Below are 16,533 nucleotides of genomic sequence, written 5' to 3'. Positions count from 1 at the left end.
GGTCTTCAGTCCTTCACGAGCGGGTTGTAGCCGAGCGGGATGCCTGCGGCGAAGACGGCCGCCTGCGCGCCGTAGGCAGGGCGCATGCGGATGCCCCGCATGGCCTTCACGGCCCGCTCCAGCTCCTGCCGGGCGGCGGGGAGCCGGGCCGCGTCACGCGCGGTGAGGGTCACCATCAGCGTCCAGTCCACGACCTGCGCACCGCCCGCCATCTGGGCCGCTGCCTGCTCGGCCCGTTGGGTGTCGGCCCGCTGCGACCACTTCGAGCGGCCCTTGACCTCGGCCGTCGCCTGCTCGCGCTGGTGGGCGTTGCTGATCTCCCGCTCGAGTACGGCCTCGCCCTCGTAGGGGTCCAGGACCCGGTAGGCCAGGGTGATGCGCCGCTGGAAGCGGCCCGGGGCCAGCAGCGGCAGCAGCACGCTGTAGGCGATGGGCCGGCGCGGCATCTCCCGCAGCACCCAGGAGACGGACACCCCGCCGTCGTGGGCGTACTCCTCCCACCCGTCGTCGGCGGCCTGCGGCCCGCACTCCGCCCAGGACAGGTCCTCGAAGTCGGCGTCACGCGCGTTGAAGACGGCCGGGTCGTAGGCGCTGCGCACCAGGCGGCGCAGGTCCACGTCCGTGGCCCTGCGCTCGATGTCCGTGCCGGTGCCGGACAGGTCGAGGGAGTCGACGACCTTCAGGGTCTCGGCGACCTGCTCGGCAAGGTCCGTGGGCGGGTTGGCTGAGGCCGCGGGGTCCACCGTCACCGACATCCAGGACGCCACCGAGGCGGTGGCGTGCGGGGTGGTGCGCACCAGCTCGGCGATGATCTGCTTCGCCAGTTGCGGTGCGGCCGGGTCCTGACGGGCCTTCACGTCGTCGCCGAGGGCCTCGCCCGCGCCCGGGGTGATCTGGATCGTGACCGACGCACCCTTGATCTGCTCGTCGGTGCTCATCGCGTCCAGGACCGACGACCAGGTGCGCAGGCTGCTCTGCACGGTGCCGGTGGGGGCCATGAGACTGCCGCCGGGGGCGAGGAGGGTGCTGACGGTCATCCGCCCGGTACCCCGGTCGTGGACCACGCCGACGGACTTGCCGGTGGTGGGGTCGTGGGCCTTGATCAGGGTGGTGGACGCCCCGACGCCGGGCAGGTCGAGGGCGTAGGGGTGGGGCAGGAGGAGCCGCCGGTAGGCGGTGGCGTCGGCGCTGGAGGCCTTCCGCCAGGACAGCTTGGCCCAGTAGTAGGCCGGAGCGGGCATCCCGTGTCGGCGGGCGGCCGCGAGGGCCACCCCCACCGCCGTCAGCGGGAGGGTGATCCACAGCGTCAGCGGCATCTGGGTGCCGATCAGGCCTTCGGCCAGCAGTACCGCGGCCGCCGTGATCGTTCCGGTCTTGGACAGGCCTCCGATCCCGAAGGACCTGCGGGTTCGGAACCCCGAGACCATCAGCGCCCTGGGCACCTCGTGTGCCGTCACTGCCCGGACCCCCCGCCTACTTCTTCGCTCGTTTTCCGCACGACGTCGTTGACGCCGTCCATGATCTGGATACCGATGCCGACCGCCCCCGGGGTCCCCGGTGTTCCGGCTCCCGGGCTGCTCGTGGCCGGCACGGCGGATGGGGTGGAGGCGCCGGTCTGCGCGGGGATCCTCGGGGTCTCGGGCGGCGGGGCCTGCTGGCCGTCCCCGCGGTCGGGACCGCCCCGACCTCCACGACCGGGGGCATCCGAGCCGGGAAGGTCACCCGGACCGCCGGGAACGCCCTTCGAGGCACCGGGAGCATCGCCGCCGCCGTCCATGGACTTCGCGACCAGAGCGGCGTGTTCCATAGGCGTGGCCGGGGCCGCGCCTTGCCCTGTCTCTACAGGGTCCTTGCGGTTGAAGAGGCCTCCTGCGGCGTCGAAGAGCGCGGCGCCGCCCGTCCCGCCGCCGTAGGCGACACCGAACGGCGCGAAGATCCGGGTGAGTGGGATGGGAGCGACGATGGCCAGCACCAGGGTGGCGGCACCGCGCAGCCACTCCGTCAGGGTCTGCCCGTGCCCGAATTGGGCGAAGCCGGTGCAGATCAGGATCGCCACGATGGGCTTGTAGGCGATGATGACCAGCCCGGAGGTGATCAGGGCCGGGGCCCATTTGCGAGTGGCGTCCCCACCGGTGCGCCCGGCGCCGGCGATCGGCAACATCAGGCAGATGATCGGGATGGCGCTCAGCCGCATGAACACCATGACCATCTGGACGATGCCCAACAGCAGCAGGACGCCGACCACCCCGCCCACCGCGACCGGGTTGACGACCTCCGTCGGGATCATCACGGCCACGATCCGGGCGTAGGCGTCGTTCTCCTTGAACGTCGCCTCCACCAGGCCGTCCGTGATGGCGTCTCCCAGCTTCAGCAGGAGTGAGAAGAGGGAGACGCCGAGTGTGGAGATGACGAGGCTCTCTCCCCAGCCGACGGCCGCCCGGCCCAGGTGTTTGACCTGCCCCGTGACGGCCATTTTCGCCAGCTGCCACATCACCCCGCCTGCGGCGAACACCAGCCCGAGCCAGACGAGCATCCCGGCGAGCGTGGCCTTGCCGTCCCACAGCCCGGTGGACCTCAAGTCCATTGACGGGCCTGCCAGTCCGAGCGTCAGGACGTGGCGGATGGTCCATTTCGCCAAGCCGGCGCCGGACTCGATGACGTCGCCCAGGAGGCTGTCGGAGATCGCGTCCCATTCCTTCTCGGCCTTCATCTGGACGGCTGCGCCCAGGGTGCGGCACTTGCCGTCCGCGTGGGGGCCCTTGTCGCCGCCGAAGAAGTCCCAGACGTCGCCTCCTATCTTGCACAGTTTCGTGATGCCGCTGGAGATGATGCCCTCGTCGGCGGAAGCGGGCTGGGGTGCCGAAACCCCTACCAGGGCGACCAGAGCGAGCAGCAGCACCGCCAGGCGCCTCACGATGCCTCCCGGATGGCCGTCCAACCGGCCTCGTTGAAGGCCTGGTCCCCCGGCGCGACCATGGCCGGCTCGGATTTGCCCTGAACGGCCTGCTGGGCGCGGGAAGACGCGGCGGCGGTCATCTTCCAGTCACCGTCCACCCACTGCGCGGCCACGACCCGCCGGCTGTATCCGGCGGACTCCTTGGCCGTCTCCCCGTTCCTCTGCACTCCTCGGGTCAGTACCCAGACACACACTTCGTCGTCCGACCTCGTGAGGACCTTGAAGCCGACCACGGACGTGCGCATGTACGCGCCCGCGGGAAGGGTCTTCGAACCGGGGCCGCCCATCTCCTGGGCGAGCTGCTTGTCGGTCTCCTGGGCGTTCTGCCGGACCATATCGGCGTTCGCGCCGGACTGGTCGGGCTTGTTCACGTAGGAGTTGTAGATGCGCATCTGCTCATCGGCGCTGGTCTTGCCGTCGCCGACAGCGATCTTGTTGACGGCGGTCAGCATCGCGACGGCGCCCTCGAAGGTGTGCGGGAAACCGACGGCGCTGCCGCGTTCGTCGGTCCGCGCCCCCCGAGGGAGGGACGCCCAACGCTGCGGATCGGTCCAGTCCTTCGGGACCGTGTAGGTCGGGGCGGGCGCAGGCTGCCTGGAAGGGCCTGCCCCGGCGCTCGGGCCGGCGTCCTTGCCGGATCCGGCCGGTGCGCTGTCGTCCCCGGACAGGGCGGCGTAGCCGGTCAGGGCGAGTACGGCGGCGAGAGCCACCCCGGCGATCCACGTGCCCTTGGTGTTCCAGGCCCCCCTGGTGCGCGACACGTCAGCCCCCCGAGATGCCGTTGAGGATGGCGATCAGCGAGGACGACAGGAGGATGGCGGCGACTCCGCCTCCCATCCACTTGAAGGGCTCGGAGCCGCCGCCGTTGCGGGACTTGTCCGATACGGCGAGCTTGTAGACGCCGAAGCCCACTCCCGCCACGCCGGCCAGGATGACCAGCCACAGGCCGTACCCGAAGAGCTTGCCGACGGTCTCGTCGGCGCCTGGGATCTTGGTCGGCTTGGCCCCGGGAATCAGGTCGCCGTCCGCCGCCAGCATGTAGAGCTTCTCCGTGATTTTCATGGCCGTCAGCTTCCTTCCATCGTGCGCCGCAGCTTCTCCCCTGCGGCCTGAACGTCCTTGTGCTCAAGGGCCTCCTCGGGGCCCTTGACCGCCCGCAGCACCGGCAGGTACGGAACCCTCACCACCCCTGCCAGCCGCCCCTCCAGGGCGCGGATCAGGTAGCGGGCATCAGCGACGGGCCGCACCGGGGCGTCGGCCACCCACACGAGCCACGGCTTCGGCAGCGGCCCCCAGCGTTGGAGCAGCGCCTCCACGCAGTGCGCCCCGTACACCGTCGTCTCCGCGAGGAGGACCGGCTGGGCGCCGTACGGCAGCGACTCACCCGGCGCCAGCACCCGCGCCCGGGCTCCCCCGCCACCGGCGTCCAGCATTCGGGCGACCGTCGCCACTGCAATGCCCGGTCCGTGTACCGGCACCAGCGCGTAGCGCAGTGCGGCTGACGGACCATTTGCCGGAAGCGATGGCTCCGCATGGATGGTCACGCCGCAACTCCCCCCTGATAAAAGATTTGATAATACGGCTTTGAGTCCGCGAGACCACTGAGGTTAGCGTGAGGGTCCGTCAGGCCCGGTCGGGGTTTTGCGTCGCTTACGGAGGTCGGCTGGCCGATGCTGCTGCACAGAGGGGTCGAGGCGGCCTGGATGTGCCCGAATTCCGTCATCCGAACAGGGCAACCTGCCACATTGCACGGCCTTGGGATCGCCCGGCCTCCTCGTGGACGTCTGTCGTTCCGTGCAGTGGGATCGAGAAGTCGACAAAGTCGTACGCGGGCCCCTCGTGCGCGAAGTCTGAACAGACCCTACGCGAGGCCGGTTTACGCTTCCGGTTCCAATTCCGTGCGGCCCGACTCCACGAAGGGGCAATTCCGGCCGCTCAACCCGATTTGACCGATTCCCTCAAGGTGCAGGCTTGGCTTGATATCGACCACCTTGCCAAGCGGAGACGCGTCAAATCGTGTTCTAGTACGCCAGATAGCTGAATCAAATGCGCGGCAGCAAATCATATGAGCGCCGGGGGGACACGCATGAAGAGGGCCATGGGGGCTGCCGTCGCAGCGGCAGCACTCGTCACCATGCCGATCGCCGCTGTCTTCCTGACAGTGCTGGTCGACGCCGACGCAAAGGCCGCCGGAGTAACGGGCGGTGGCGGCCTGCAGAACGTTCCCGCCGAGTTCCAGCCATGGATCCTCAAAGCCGACGCGGCCTGTCCAGAGCCCGAGATGACCCCTGCTCTGCTCGCCTCCCAGCTCTTCCACGAGTCCGGCTTCAAGACCAGCCGCAGAGAAGCCACCTCCTGGGCCGGAGCCCAGGGACCGGCCCAGTTCATCCCCGGCACCTGGGCCGTCTGGGGCCGCGACGAGGACGGCAACGGCAGCAACTCCCCCTGGGACATCGGCGACGCCGTCATGGCCCAGGGGCGCATGATGTGCTCACTGCTCAAGGACGCCAAGAGCTCCGGAATCGGCGGTGACCCGCGCGCGCTCGCCCTCGCCGGGTACAACGCCGGATGGGCGCCCGTCCAGAAGTACGGGGGTGTTCCTCCCCGGTCCTTCGCCAACGGCGAGACCTACGACTACGTGCAGGAGATCCTCCGCGACATCCCACGCTTCGAAGGCCCCGGGCTCCTCCAGGTCGCGGGCAGTGGCGCCGGCCCGGACGCGCTACGCCGCGCCGCGGGCCGCATCGGGACCCCCTACTCCTGGGGCGGGGGCAGCCCGGACGGCCCCACCACGGGCTTCTGCGACGGTACCAACGGCTACCTCAACGGATCCTGCTCCGCGTCCGTCACCGCCGGCTTCGACTGCTCCAGCCTCGTCCAGTACGCCTACTGGCCCAGCCTCCACCTGCCCCGCGTCGCCTCCGACCAGTACGGCGCCACCTCACACCGGCCCGTGTCCCGCGGCGACCTCAAGCCCGGCGATCTCCTGTTCTGGTCCCACGGCGGCGCCGGATCCATCTACCACGTGGCCATCTACGCCGGCGACGGCAACGTCCTCCAAGCACCCCGTACCGGCCGCAACGTCGAAATCCAGGCACTCGCCACCGCCATGCCCGAAGGCGACTACTTCGGCGCCACCCGCCCCTGACCACCACGCCGTCCACTTTCACTCGGCCCCCGCCGCCAGCCGGCGACAGGTCCGCCCCGCTGCCGGTGCACAGCCACCCCGGGCTGGGCGGGCACCGACTCCCCGGCCGTCCGCGCCCTTACAGGGCCCGCGGCCGACGACTGCGAGCGGGCCGCGCTCGCCGACACCGTGGGCCGGAGCGCCGGTGGTGCCGCCCCCGCCGGGTGACGCAGGTGGTGGCTCACCGCCCAGACCAGCCGCGAACCGACCTGCCCGCTCGGACCCCTCTCCCAAGACGAGTCCTCCGCCAGGCCGGCCAAGTGCGCGGCGAGCGGCTTGCGCTGCCGCTCCATCTCCGCCATCCGCGCAGCGACCAGCGGCCACTGCTTCGCCGTGACCGCCAGGTCGGCCTCGCGTTCACGCCCGGGCAGCGCATCCTTGACCAGCCGCACGTACCGGGCGTTCTCCTGCGGTGAGATCGACAGCTGCCGGAGGGCGCGCGCCCGGTCGGAAAGATCGAGATCCTTCGCGATGTCGAGCCCATCCGTCAGCGGCCCGTACGCCAGCAGTGCGTCCCGGCTCGCGGTCGACGACTCCCCGATGCCCAGCCCCGCAGCGTGCGCGGCGGCGAGGATCTGCCGCACGTCCACCCCGTGCCGCTCCGACTCCGCCATCGCCGCCGAGATCTCGGGCCAGTCCGGCGAGCTCAGGAGCGCCTCCCGGACCGGGCCCGCGGGCAGGGTCTCGCGGAGCGTCCGCTCCCACTCCGCCGCACCCTCCAGAGCCACCCCGGCCTCGTTCGCGGGCACCCGGTCCCGGACGGTCAGGGCGGCCTCGCCCATTGGGGGCAGCAGCCGATCGATGTCCACCCCTGCCTGCTTCAGCGCCGTCAGCCGCTGCGCCATCCGCTGCCAGTCCGCCGCCCTCGGCAAGGCCTCGGAGACATCGGGCGGCAGCAGGTCCTTGAGCCCGGCCTCCGCCTCGTGCCGCGCCTGCTGGGCCGACGGCGGTTCCTCCGGCCCGCCCTTCTCCCGCCGGCGTTGGTTCCGCCGCGCGGCATCGGCGACGGCCAGGACCAGACGCACCGACATCACGGCTGTCCGCGCCGCCTCGTCAGCCGCTTCGACGAACGTCTCCCCCTGAGGTGTTGCCACCCTGCTCTCCCCTCGTCAGCGGGTCCTCTTCAGGCCCTTGCCGTCGCCACTCTGGCGGCAGTCACGAAGGAGCGTCCAGGTCTTCAGGCGGACGGGAAGTCCGTCGTCGGGGCCAGAGGGGCCCATTGTTGCCAGCCGGCGAGGCGTTCGTGGAGGGCCGTGGGGGCTCGGTCGGCCGCGGTGGTGCCCAGGAGGAGGCGGAGTGGGGGGGCTTCGGACTCCACGAGTTTCAGGAGGGCCGCGCCGGCCCGGCGGGGGTCGCCGGGCTGGAGGTGGGCGAAGGCGCCCGACAGGCCGTGCCGGCGTTTGGCCAGGACGGTGTCGTAGGCGGTCTTGGGTGTGGCCCGGACCAGGGAGCTCGCGCTCCAGTCGGTGCGGAACTCGCCGGCCTCGATCAGGGTGACCTTGATCCCGAAGCCCGCGACCTCCTGGGCGAGGGTCTCGCCCATCGCCTCCAGGGCCCATTTGCTGGCGCAGTACATGCCCAGGTTGGGGTACGTGGTCACGCCCGCGATGCTGGACATCTGGAGGACGTGGCCGGAGCCCTGGCGGCGCATCAGCGGGAGTACGGCCTGGGTGGTCCACAGGGCGCCGAGGAAGTTCACGTCGAACTGGTCGCGGACCTGCTGTTCCGTGACCTCCTCCACCGCGCCGGCCAGCCCGTAGCCGGCGTTGTTGAGGAGGACGTCGATGCGTCCGGCCCGTTCCGCGGCCTCCGCCACGGTGGCGAACACCGCCGCGCGGTCGGTGACGTCCAGGGTCATGGGGATGACCTGAGCGCCGAAGCGCTCGGCGAGGGCGTCGAGCGCGCCGACGCGGCGGGCCGTGGCGACCACGGTGTCCCCGGCCTCCAGGACGGCCTCGGCGACCGCCCGTCCCAGGCCCCGGGAGGCGCCCGTGACGAACCAGACCCGGGCCGTCCCCTCCGTCATCGACGGGCCCGCTGCTCGGCGAATGCCTTGGCGTGGTTGAGGGTGGCGGTGCTGTTGGTGCTGAGGGCGGACCGGACGTACGCCTTGGCGTCCTCGACCGTCGCCTCGGCGCCCAGGATCCGGGTGATGTTCTCGGTGTTGATCGTCACCGTGTGCTGGGAGGAGGCCGAGACGCCGCCCTCGCCGTCCTCGGCGAAGGTCCAGTAGCCGGTGTGCAGGCTCATCAGTGCCGGGAGGGTGGTCTGCTTGTAGGCGATCCGCTCCTCCGGGAACGTCACCCGGTAGGACTTGGTGGTGTGGACGGAGCCGTCCTTGGCCCGGGTGTCCATCTCCAGCTCCTGGAGGCCCGGGGTGTCCTCGGTGAGCCGGACGACCGCCACGTGCGGCAGCCGCTCGGGCCACAGGTCCGCCTCGTTGACGAAGGCGTAGACGTCCTCGGCGGAGCCCTCGACGCGGACCGTGTCCTCGAAGGAGAACGTCAGGTCCTCGGTGGCGTGGGCGTGCTCGACGTTGGTCTTGAGGGCGGCCAGCTCCGAGCGCGAGTTGCGGTCCACCGCGCGGTCGATCCACTCCAGCTTCGCCGGGTCGTCGTCCTCGGCCCGGTAGTCGTGCAGCAGGCGCACCCGGGACTCGCCCTCGGAGAGCGGCTCGATGATCCACGTGCCGCCCATCGCGGCGACCGGGGGAGCCGGGACCTCCTGGCGGAAGGTGATCGTCAGCTTCTCCGGGTCCAGGGTGCGGCGGGAGGTCCAGTTCTTGGGCTCGCCGTTGGCGGTGGCCCAGATCCGGATGCGCTCCTCGTTCCCGCCCTGCGGGACGTGGTCCACGTAGATGGTCGGGGGGAAGATCCGCGGCCAGTTCTGCACCTCGGCGATCAACCGGTACACGGCGGCGGCCGGGGCCGAGACCGTGATCTCGTGCTCCACCTCACGCGGGCCGGGCTGCGGCATGGTCTTGCTCCTCGGATTCGGGGTCGTGCGGACGTACGGGCGTTCGGGCTTGCGGGCGTTCGGGCTCGCGGATGTACGGGCCTGCGGGCGTTCGGGCTTGCGGGCGTACGGGTTCGCGGATGTACGGGCCTGCGGGCGTACGGGCTTGCGGGTGTACCGGCTCGCGCGTGTACGCGGCCGGGCGGGCGGGCTCAGAAGTTGCCGAGGCCGCCGCAGACGTTGAGGGCCTGCGAGGTGATGGACGCGGCGGTGTCGGAGGCCAGGTAGCCCACGAGCCCGGCGACCTCCTGCGGGGTGGAGTAGCGGCCGAGGGGGATCTTGGCCTGGAACTTCTCCAGCACGGCCTCCTCGGTGGTCTCGTACGCGGCCGCGTAGCCCTGGCGGACCCGCTCGGCCATCGGCGTCTCGACGTAGCCGGGGCAGACGGCGTTGACGGTGATGCCCGTCGGGGCCAGCTCGTTGCCCAGCGCCTTGGTGAAGCCCACCACGCCGTGCTTGGACGCCGAGTAGGGGGCGCCCAGGACCACGCCCTGCTTGCCGGCGGTGGAGGCGATGTTGATGATCCGGCCGCGGTTCTTGGCGCGCATGCCGCCGGTGTTCAGGACCTCGCGGGTGACCCGGAAGACGCTGTTGAGGTTGGTCTCGATGACGTCGTACCAGAGCTCGTCGGTGATGTCGGCGGTGACGCCGCCGCCCGAGCGGCCGGCGTTGTTGACCACCACGTCGATGGTCCCGAACCGGGCCACGGCCGCCTCGACCCAGGCCTTGACGCCCTCGCCGCTGCGCACGTCCACGCTCGCGCCGTCGACCTCCAGGCCCTCGGCGGTGAGCTCCTTGACGGTACGGGCCACGTTGTCGGCGTCGCGGGCGCCGATGAACACGCGGTGCCCCTGCGCGGCCAGGGTGCGGGCCGCTTCCAGGCCGATACCGCTGGTCGCTCCGGTGACGACGGCGACGCGCTTGGTCTGGTCCTGAACCTGGGCCTGGTCGGGCATGAGAACTCCTCGGTGAATCGACTGGTGGCGCACGCGGAGGATCCGTCATCGCGATGGAGGGGTACTCGAAGCCGCTCGGACCGGATCCGGCGACCGGGGCGGACCACCGCCCTTCCACCGGGTGTCGAGTGGTGGTCGACAAGATCGGGGAGACACCCGCACGCGAGAGGCGACCATGATCAACTTGTTTCAGCCCCAGGTCGGGGCGGAGGAACTCGACGCGGTCGCCGGGGTGTTCCACGACCGCAGGCTGGGCAGCGGGCGGCGTACCCTGGCCTTCGAGACGGGGTTCGCCGAGCACCTCGGCATCGAACCCGACCACGTCGTGTTCACCAGCTCCGGCACCACCGCACTGCACCTGGCCGTCGAGACCCTCGACCTCCAGCCGGGCGACGAGGTCGTCCTGCCCTCCCTGGGCCTGCCCGCCACCGCCGAGGCCGTGGCCGGCCGCGGCGGCCGTCCCGTCTTCTGCGACGTCGACCGCCGTACGCTCAACCCGTCCCTGGAGGACGTCGAGGCCGCCCTGAGCGACCGGACCCGCGCGGTCCTCTTCCTCCACTACGGCGGCCGCGCCGGCGACGTCGTCCGCATCGCGGCGCGCTGCCGGGAGCTGGGCCTCGCCCTGATCGAGGACGGCGCCTGCGCCGTGGCCTCCCGGGTCGACGGCCTGCCCGCCGGCACCTTCGGCGACCTCGCCGTGTGGAGCTTCGACCCGGGCCGGGTGCTGGTCACCGGCGACGGCGGCATGGTCTACGCGAAGGACCCCGAACGGGCCGCCCGCACCCGCCTCCTCGCCCGGCGCGGCCTGGTCCGCGCCAGCGGCTTCGGGCACGCCACCCTGCCCGGCGAGCCGGACCTGCCCGAGTACGGGCGCGGGATCGCCGGGAACGACCTCACCGCCGCCATCGGCTCCGTACAGCTGCGCCGGCTCCCCGAGATGGTCGCGCGGCGCCGCGAGATCGCCGCCCGCTACGACCGGGAGCTGGCCGGGACCGAGGGGCTCCTGACGCCCCCGCCGCTGCCCGGGGGCCACGAGTCCACGGACTGCCTGTACTGGGTGCAGCTCGACCCCGCGATCAAGGACGGGGTCGTCGCCGACCTGCTGGCCGAGGAGATCTACACGACCTCCCACCACGCGCCCCTGCACCGGTTCCGGGCCGAGGGAGAGGACCCGGCACCCCCGCTGCCCTCCTGCGACTGGGCGGTCGACCGCACCGTGCGCCTGCCCCTGCACCCCGGGCTGAGCGACGAGGACGTGGCCACCGTCATCGACGCGCTGCGCAGGTCCGTGCGGTCCCGCCTCGCCGACCGTACCGACGAAGGACTCACCGTGAAGGACACCCCATGAACCGACGCGTCGTCATCACCGGGATCGGCGTGGTCGCACCCGGGGGAGTGGGCACCAAGGCGTACTGGGCCAGGCTCACCTCCGGGCGGACCGCGACCCGGGCCATCAGCCTCTTCGACGCCTCCGGCTTCCGCTCGCGGATCGCCGCCGAGGCCGACTTCGACCCGCTCGCCCACGGGTTCACCCCCGAGGAGGCCGCCCGCCTGGACCGGGCCGCCCAGTTCGCGCTGGCCGGCGCCGCCGAGGCGGTCCAGGACAGCGGGCTCGACCCGGCCGCCCTGGACCCCACGCGCACCGGCGTCACCCTGGGCAGCGCGGTGGGCTGCACCACCGGCCTGGACACCGAGTACAACGCCGTCAGCGGCGGCGGCTCCACCTGGCAGGTGGACCACACCCTCGCCGTGCCGCACCTGTTCGACTACTTCGTGCCCAGCTCGATGGCGGCCGAGGTGGCCTGGCGGGTCGGCGCCCAGGGCCCCGTCTCCATGGTCTCCACCGGCTGCACCTCGGGCCTGGACTCCATCGGCCACGCCGTGGAGCTGATCCGCGAGGGCAGCGCCGACGTGATGGTCACCGGCGCCACCGAGGCCCCGATCTCCCCGATCACCGTGGCCTGCTTCGACGCCATCAAGGCCACCTCGCCCAGCAACGACCACCCGGAGACCGCCTCCCGCCCCTTCGACGCCACCCGCAACGGGTTCGTCCTCGGGGAGGGCTCGGCGATCCTCGTCCTGGAGGAGCTCGAGAGCGCCCGCCGGCGCGGCGCCCACGTCTACGCCGAGATCGCCGGGTTCGCCAGCCGCGGCAACGCCTACCACATGACCGGTCTGAAGGCCGAGGGCCGCGAGATGGCCGAGGCCATCACCGTCGCCCTCGACGAGGCCCGCCTGCCCGCCACCGCCGTCGACTACGTCAACGCGCACGGCTCCGGCACCAAGCAGAACGACCGGCACGAGACCGCCGCCTTCAAGCGCAGCCTCGGACAGCACGCCTACGAGACCCCGGTCAGCTCCATCAAGTCGATGATCGGGCACTCGCTCGGCGCGATCGGCTCCCTGGAGGTGGCCGCCAGCGCCCTGGCCATCGAGCACAACACGGTCCCGCCGACCGCGAACCTGCACCACCCCGACCCCGGCTGCGACCTGGACTACATCCCGCTGACCGCCCGCGAGCACCGCACGGACACCGTCCTCACCGTCGGCAGCGGCTTCGGCGGCTTCCAGAGCGCCATGATCCTCACCCGCCCGCGCCTGGGAGCCGCAGCATGAGCACGCAGACCACAGACGCGCCCGTGATGTCCTCGGCGGCCGCCTCCGCCGCGCCCGTGTTCACCGGGATCGGCGTCGCCGCCCCGAACGGCCTGGGCACCGAGGCCTGGTGGGGCGCGGTCCTGCGCGGCGAGAGCGGCATCCGCCCGCTCACCCGGTTCGACGCCGCCCAGTACCCGGCGAAGCTGGCCGGCGAGGTCCCGGACTTCGACCCCGCCCGGCACCTGCCCGGCCGGCTGCTGCCGCAGACCGACCAGGTCACCCGGCTCGCCCTCACCGCCGCCGACGAGGCCCTCGCCGACGCCGGGGCCGATCCGGCCGAGCTGCCCGACTACGCGGCCGGAGTGATCACCGCCAGCTCGGCGGGCGGCTACGAGTTCGGCCAGCGCGAGCTCCAGGCCCTGTGGAGCAAGGGCGGCCAGTACGTCAGCGCGTACCAGTCCTTCGCCTGGTTCTACGCCGTCAACAGCGGCCAGATCTCCATCAAGAACGGCATGCGCGGACCCAACAGCGTCCTCGTCAGCGAGCAGGCCGGCGGGCTCGACGCCGTGGCCCAGGCCCGCCGCCAGCTCCGCAAGGGCATCCGGCTCGTCGTCACCGGCGGCATGGACTCCTCCCTCTGCCCCTGGGGCTGGGCCGCCCACCTGGCCTCCGGAGAGCTCAGCACCTCCGAGGACCCCGAGCGCGCCTACCTGCCCTTCTCCGAGGAGGCCGGCGGGCACGTCGTCGGCGAGGGCGGGGCCCTGCTCGTCCTGGAGGACGCGGCCGCCGCCCGCGAGCGCGGCGCCCGCCCCTACGGCGAGGTCGCCGGGTACGCCGCCACCTTCGACCCGCCGCCCGGCTCCGGCGGCGCCCCCCGGCTGCGCGACGCCGCCGCGCTGGCCCTGCGCGAGGCCGGGCTGGCCCCCGCCGACGTGGACGTGGTCTTCGCCGACGCGGCCGGGCGGCGCGAGGCCGACCGGGCCGAGGCCGAGGCCCTCGCCGAGCTCTTCGGGGCGTACGGGGTCCCGGTGACCGCGCCCAAGACCATGACGGGCCGGCTCGCCGCCGGCGGTGCCTCCCTGGACCTGGCCGCGGCCCTGCTCTCGCTGCGCGACGGGGTGATCCCCCCGACCGTCCACGCCGGCCCGGCCGCCGCCGACTGCCCCGTCGACCTGGTGACCGAGGTCCGCCGGCCCGACAGGCTGCGCACGGCGCTGGTCCTGGCGCGGGGCCGGGGCGGCTTCAACGCGGCGATGGTGGTCAGGGGCCGGTGAGCGGGAGCGGCGGTGCGCCCCGCACGGTGGAGGTGGCCGAGCACGTCTGGGCCCACCTCCAGCCCGACGGCGGCTGGTGCCTCAACAACGCGGGGCTGATCGCCCCGGCCGGCGGCCGGCCCGTGCTGATCGACACGGCCGCCACCGAGGCCCGTGCGCGGGCCCTGAAGGAGGCGGTCGCGCGGGTCACCCCGTACGCCCCGCGCTTCGTGGTGAACACCCACGCGCACGGGGACCACACCTTCGGCAACCGGTTCTTCGCCGACCGGGCCCTGGTCGTCGCCCACGAGGGGGCGCGGGCCGAGATGGCCCTCGCCGGACTGCACCTGACCCGTTTGTGGCCGGACGTCCCCTGGGGCGAGGTCCGGGTGGAGCTGCCCGGGCTGACCTACCGCGACCGGCTCACCCTGCACCCGGGGGAGTTCCCGGTGGAGCTGATCCACCCGGGCACCGCCCACACCGCCGGGGACACGGTGGTGTGGCTGCCGGAGCAGCGGGTGCTGTTCACCGGGGACATCGTGATGTCCGGAGTCACGCCGTTCTGCCTGACCGGCTCGGTCTCCGGCTCGCTCGCCGTCGTCGAGGAGCTGCGGGCCCTCGGCCCGGAGACCGTCGTCGCCGGTCACGGGCCGGTCGGCGGGCCCGAGCTGCTCGACGCCACCGCCGGCTACCTGCGCCGGGTGCAGCGGCTGGCCGAGGAGGGCGCCGCGGCGGGGCTGACCCCGCTGGAGGCCGCCCGGGAGGCGGACCTCGGCCCGTACGCGGAGCTGCTGGACGCCGAGCGGCTGGTGCCCAACCTGCACCGGGCCTACGCCGAGGCGGCGGGCGCCCCGCCGGGACACGGGCTCGACGTGGAGACGATGTTCTGCGAGATGGTCGAGTACCACGGCGGACTGCCCGCCTGCGCCGCCTGAGGGCGGTGCGGACGGGCAGTCGGGGCCCGGGGTACGGCGGCCGCTAGTCGGTGCCGGACTCCATCGCGGCGCGGTCCAGCAGGACCTCGTCCGCGGAGACCTCGCCGCGCGAGGCGATGGCCTCGGCGCCGCCGCCGGGCATCTCCGGCATGGTGCCGATCAGACCGGTCGCGGCCGCCTGGGCGGCGCCGACGGCGGGGCTGCCGCTGCCGATCAGGCCGAGCACCGCGTACTGCTCCAGCTTGGCGCGGGAGTCGGCGATGTCCAGGTTGCGCATGGTCAGCTGGCCGATGCGGTCCACCGGGCCGAAGGCCGAGTCCTCGGTGCGCTCCATGGACAGCTTGTCCGGGTGGTAGCTGAAGGCCGGGCCCTGGGTGTCGAGGATCGAGTAGTCCTCGCCGCGCCGCAGCCGCAGGGTGACCTCGCCGGTGACGGCCGCGCCGACCCAGCGCTGGAGGGACTCGCGGACCATCAGGGCCTGCGGGTCCAGCCAGCGGCCCTCGTACATGAGCCGGCCGAGGCGGCGGCCCTCGTTGTGGTACTGGGCGAGGGTGTCCTCGTTGTGGATGGCGTTGACCAGGCGCTCGTACGCGGCGTGCAGCAGGGCCATGCCGGGCGCCTCGTAGATGCCGCGGCTCTTCGCCTCGATGATCCGGTTCTCGATCTGGTCGGACATGCCCATGCCGTGCCGGCCGCCGATGGCGTTGGCCTCCATGACCAGGTCGACCGCGGAGGCGAACTGCTTGCCGTTGATCGTGACGGGCCGGCCCTGCTCGAAGCCGATGGTGACGTCCTCGGCGTCGATGTCGACCGAGGGGTCCCAGAACCGGACGCCCATGATCGGCTCGACGGTCTCGACGCCGGTGTCCAGGTGCTCCAGGGTCTTGGCCTCGTGGGTGGCGCCCCAGATGTTGGCGTCGGTGGAGTACGCCTTCTCCGTGCTGTCCCGGTAGGGGAGGCCGTGGGCCAGCAGCCACTCCGACATCTCCTTGCGGCCGCCGAGCTCGGTGACGAAGTCCGCGTCCAGCCAGGGCTTGTAGATCCGCAGGTGCGGGTTGGCGAGCAGGCCGTAGCGGTAGAACCGCTCGATGTCGTTGCCCTTGAAGGTCGAGCCGTCGCCCCAGATCTGGACGTCGTCCTCCAGCATCGCGCGGACCAGCAGGGTGCCGGTGACCGCGCGGCCGAGCGGGGTGGTGTTGAAGTAGGCGCGCCCGCCGGAGCGGATGTGGAACGCACCGCAGGTCAGTGCGGCCAGGCCCTCCTCGACCAGCGCCGCGCGGCAGTCGACCAGGCGCGCGATCTCGGCGCCGTAGGCCTGGGCGCGCCCGGGCACCGAGGCGATGTCGGGCTCGTCGTACTGGCCGATGTCGGCGGTGTAGGTGCACGGGACGGCGCCCTTGTCGCGCATCCACGCGACCGCGACGGAGGTGTCGAGTCCGCCGGAGAAGGCGATGCCGACGCGCTCGCCGACGGGAAGGGAGGTGAGGACCTTAGACATGGGATGAGTATGCAGGCTTATGCATGATCATGCAAACCCGGGTTCCGTTTCCGGCCGCGCGCCGCCTCCCGGGGCGCCGGCGGCGGGTTAGGCCGGATAGCGCGTTAAAACCCCACACAGCACAGAGGGGGGTGG

General features: G+C 72.3%; 15 protein-coding genes. 5 read left to right on the top strand and 10 right to left on the bottom strand.

What is annotated here, in order from left to right; translation table 11 throughout:
- Positions 1-5 precede the first annotated feature (5 nt).
- The 5 genes from AB0O29_RS21010 to AB0O29_RS20990 are packed head-to-tail and all read right to left on the bottom strand — an operon-like array spanning position 6 to position 4,389.
- Positions 6-1,457: an SCO6880 family protein gene (locus tag AB0O29_RS21010; RefSeq protein WP_365153481.1), complete on the bottom strand. Its 1,452-nt coding sequence runs from the start codon at positions 1,455-1,457 to the stop codon at positions 6-8.
- Positions 1,454-2,938 carry a hypothetical protein gene (locus AB0O29_RS21005; RefSeq protein ID WP_365153480.1) on the bottom strand — a complete coding sequence of 495 codons (1,485 nt, stop codon included), beginning with the start codon at positions 2,936-2,938 and terminating at the stop codon, positions 1,454-1,456. The genes AB0O29_RS21010 and AB0O29_RS21005 overlap by 4 nt, the downstream gene beginning before the upstream one ends.
- A complete protein-coding gene (locus tag AB0O29_RS21000; RefSeq protein ID WP_365153478.1) occupies positions 2,911-3,717 on the bottom strand; it encodes a hypothetical protein in 807 nt (268 codons plus the stop codon). Before AB0O29_RS21000 ends, AB0O29_RS21005 begins: the two co-directional genes overlap by 28 nt.
- 1 nt (position 3,718) lies before the next feature.
- Positions 3,719-4,018 carry a hypothetical protein gene (locus AB0O29_RS20995; RefSeq protein WP_365153477.1) on the bottom strand — a complete coding sequence of 100 codons (300 nt, stop codon included), beginning with the start codon at positions 4,016-4,018 and terminating at the stop codon, positions 3,719-3,721.
- Positions 4,019-4,023: 5 nt separating this feature from the next.
- Complete coding sequence (locus AB0O29_RS20990) at positions 4,024-4,389, bottom strand: hypothetical protein (RefSeq protein ID WP_365153475.1); 366 nt, start codon at positions 4,387-4,389, stop codon at positions 4,024-4,026.
- A 701-nt stretch (positions 4,390-5,090) separates the two neighbouring features.
- On the opposite strand from AB0O29_RS20990, the gene AB0O29_RS20985 reads away from it, so the two are divergent.
- Positions 5,091-6,104, top strand: a complete 1,014-nt coding sequence (locus AB0O29_RS20985) for a bifunctional lytic transglycosylase/C40 family peptidase (protein WP_365153473.1) — start codon at positions 5,091-5,093, stop codon at positions 6,102-6,104.
- On the opposite strand, the gene AB0O29_RS20980 is transcribed toward AB0O29_RS20985, so the two are convergent.
- From AB0O29_RS20980 to AB0O29_RS20965, 4 genes are all read right to left on the bottom strand, one after another.
- A complete protein-coding gene (locus tag AB0O29_RS20980) occupies positions 6,080-7,237 on the bottom strand; it encodes a hypothetical protein (protein WP_365153471.1) in 1,158 nt (385 codons plus the stop codon). The genes AB0O29_RS20985 and AB0O29_RS20980 overlap by 25 nt on opposite strands.
- An 83-nt stretch (positions 7,238-7,320) precedes the next feature.
- Positions 7,321-8,169 carry an oxidoreductase gene (locus AB0O29_RS20975; protein WP_365153469.1) on the bottom strand — a complete coding sequence of 283 codons (849 nt, stop codon included), beginning with the start codon at positions 8,167-8,169 and terminating at the stop codon, positions 7,321-7,323.
- Positions 8,166-9,119, bottom strand: a complete 954-nt coding sequence (locus AB0O29_RS20970; protein ID WP_365153467.1) for an aromatase/cyclase — start codon at positions 9,117-9,119, stop codon at positions 8,166-8,168. Before AB0O29_RS20970 ends, AB0O29_RS20975 begins: the two co-directional genes overlap by 4 nt.
- A 191-nt stretch (positions 9,120-9,310) precedes the next feature.
- Complete coding sequence (locus AB0O29_RS20965; RefSeq protein WP_365153465.1) at positions 9,311-10,114, bottom strand: SDR family NAD(P)-dependent oxidoreductase; 804 nt, start codon at positions 10,112-10,114, stop codon at positions 9,311-9,313.
- Positions 10,115-10,289: 175 nt separating this feature from the next.
- Between AB0O29_RS20965 and AB0O29_RS20960 the strand changes: the two genes are divergently transcribed.
- Genes AB0O29_RS20960 through AB0O29_RS20945 form a run of 4 tightly spaced genes read left to right on the top strand, consistent with a single transcriptional unit; the run spans position 10,290 to position 14,900 of the window.
- On the top strand, positions 10,290-11,462 hold the full coding sequence (locus AB0O29_RS20960; protein WP_365153463.1) for a DegT/DnrJ/EryC1/StrS family aminotransferase: 1,173 nt from the start codon (positions 10,290-10,292) through the stop codon (positions 11,460-11,462).
- On the top strand, positions 11,459-12,730 hold the full coding sequence (locus AB0O29_RS20955; protein ID WP_365153461.1) for a beta-ketoacyl-[acyl-carrier-protein] synthase family protein: 1,272 nt from the start codon (positions 11,459-11,461) through the stop codon (positions 12,728-12,730). Before AB0O29_RS20960 ends, AB0O29_RS20955 begins: the two co-directional genes overlap by 4 nt.
- Before the next feature lie 26 nt (positions 12,731-12,756).
- On the top strand, positions 12,757-13,986 hold the full coding sequence (locus AB0O29_RS20950) for a ketosynthase chain-length factor (protein ID WP_365153509.1): 1,230 nt from the start codon (positions 12,757-12,759) through the stop codon (positions 13,984-13,986).
- Positions 13,983-14,900: an MBL fold metallo-hydrolase gene (locus AB0O29_RS20945; protein WP_365153459.1), complete on the top strand. Its 918-nt coding sequence runs from the start codon at positions 13,983-13,985 to the stop codon at positions 14,898-14,900. The genes AB0O29_RS20950 and AB0O29_RS20945 overlap by 4 nt, the downstream gene beginning before the upstream one ends.
- Before the next feature lie 43 nt (positions 14,901-14,943).
- On the opposite strand, the gene argG is transcribed toward AB0O29_RS20945, so the two are convergent.
- On the bottom strand, positions 14,944-16,398 hold the full coding sequence (argG, locus tag AB0O29_RS20940; protein ID WP_365153457.1) for an argininosuccinate synthase: 1,455 nt from the start codon (positions 16,396-16,398) through the stop codon (positions 14,944-14,946).
- Positions 16,399-16,533: the final 135 nt, after the last annotated feature.

It is taken from the genome of Streptomyces sp. NPDC089915 (assembly GCF_040684675.1).
Classification (GTDB): domain Bacteria; phylum Actinomycetota; class Actinomycetes; order Streptomycetales; family Streptomycetaceae; genus Streptomyces.
Note: the sequence above shows the minus strand (reverse complement) of the source record. Positions and strands in the feature narration are given on the sequence as shown.

What these genes read in the sequence shown, in the direction of transcription:
- AB0O29_RS20965 (WP_365153465.1), bottom strand. Translation starts at nt 10,114, where the DNA reads ATGCCCGACCAGGCCCAGGTTCAGGACCAGACCAAGCGCGTCGCCGTC.
- AB0O29_RS20950 (WP_365153509.1), top strand. Translation starts at nt 12,757, where the DNA reads ATGTCCTCGGCGGCCGCCTCCGCCGCGCCCGTGTTCACCGGGATCGGC.
- AB0O29_RS20970 (WP_365153467.1), bottom strand. Translation starts at nt 9,119, where the DNA reads ATGCCGCAGCCCGGCCCGCGTGAGGTGGAGCACGAGATCACGGTCTCG.
- AB0O29_RS20960 (WP_365153463.1), top strand. Translation starts at nt 10,290, where the DNA reads ATGATCAACTTGTTTCAGCCCCAGGTCGGGGCGGAGGAACTCGACGCG.
- AB0O29_RS20985 (WP_365153473.1), top strand. Translation starts at nt 5,091, where the DNA reads ATGCCGATCGCCGCTGTCTTCCTGACAGTGCTGGTCGACGCCGACGCA.
- AB0O29_RS20955 (WP_365153461.1), top strand. Translation starts at nt 11,459, where the DNA reads ATGAACCGACGCGTCGTCATCACCGGGATCGGCGTGGTCGCACCCGGG.
- AB0O29_RS20990 (WP_365153475.1), bottom strand. Translation starts at nt 4,389, where the DNA reads ATGCTGGACGCCGGTGGCGGGGGAGCCCGGGCGCGGGTGCTGGCGCCG.
- argG (WP_365153457.1), bottom strand. Translation starts at nt 16,398, where the DNA reads ATGTCTAAGGTCCTCACCTCCCTTCCCGTCGGCGAGCGCGTCGGCATC.
- AB0O29_RS20975 (WP_365153469.1), bottom strand. Translation starts at nt 8,169, where the DNA reads ATGACGGAGGGGACGGCCCGGGTCTGGTTCGTCACGGGCGCCTCCCGG.
- AB0O29_RS20995 (WP_365153477.1), bottom strand. Translation starts at nt 4,018, where the DNA reads ATGAAAATCACGGAGAAGCTCTACATGCTGGCGGCGGACGGCGACCTG.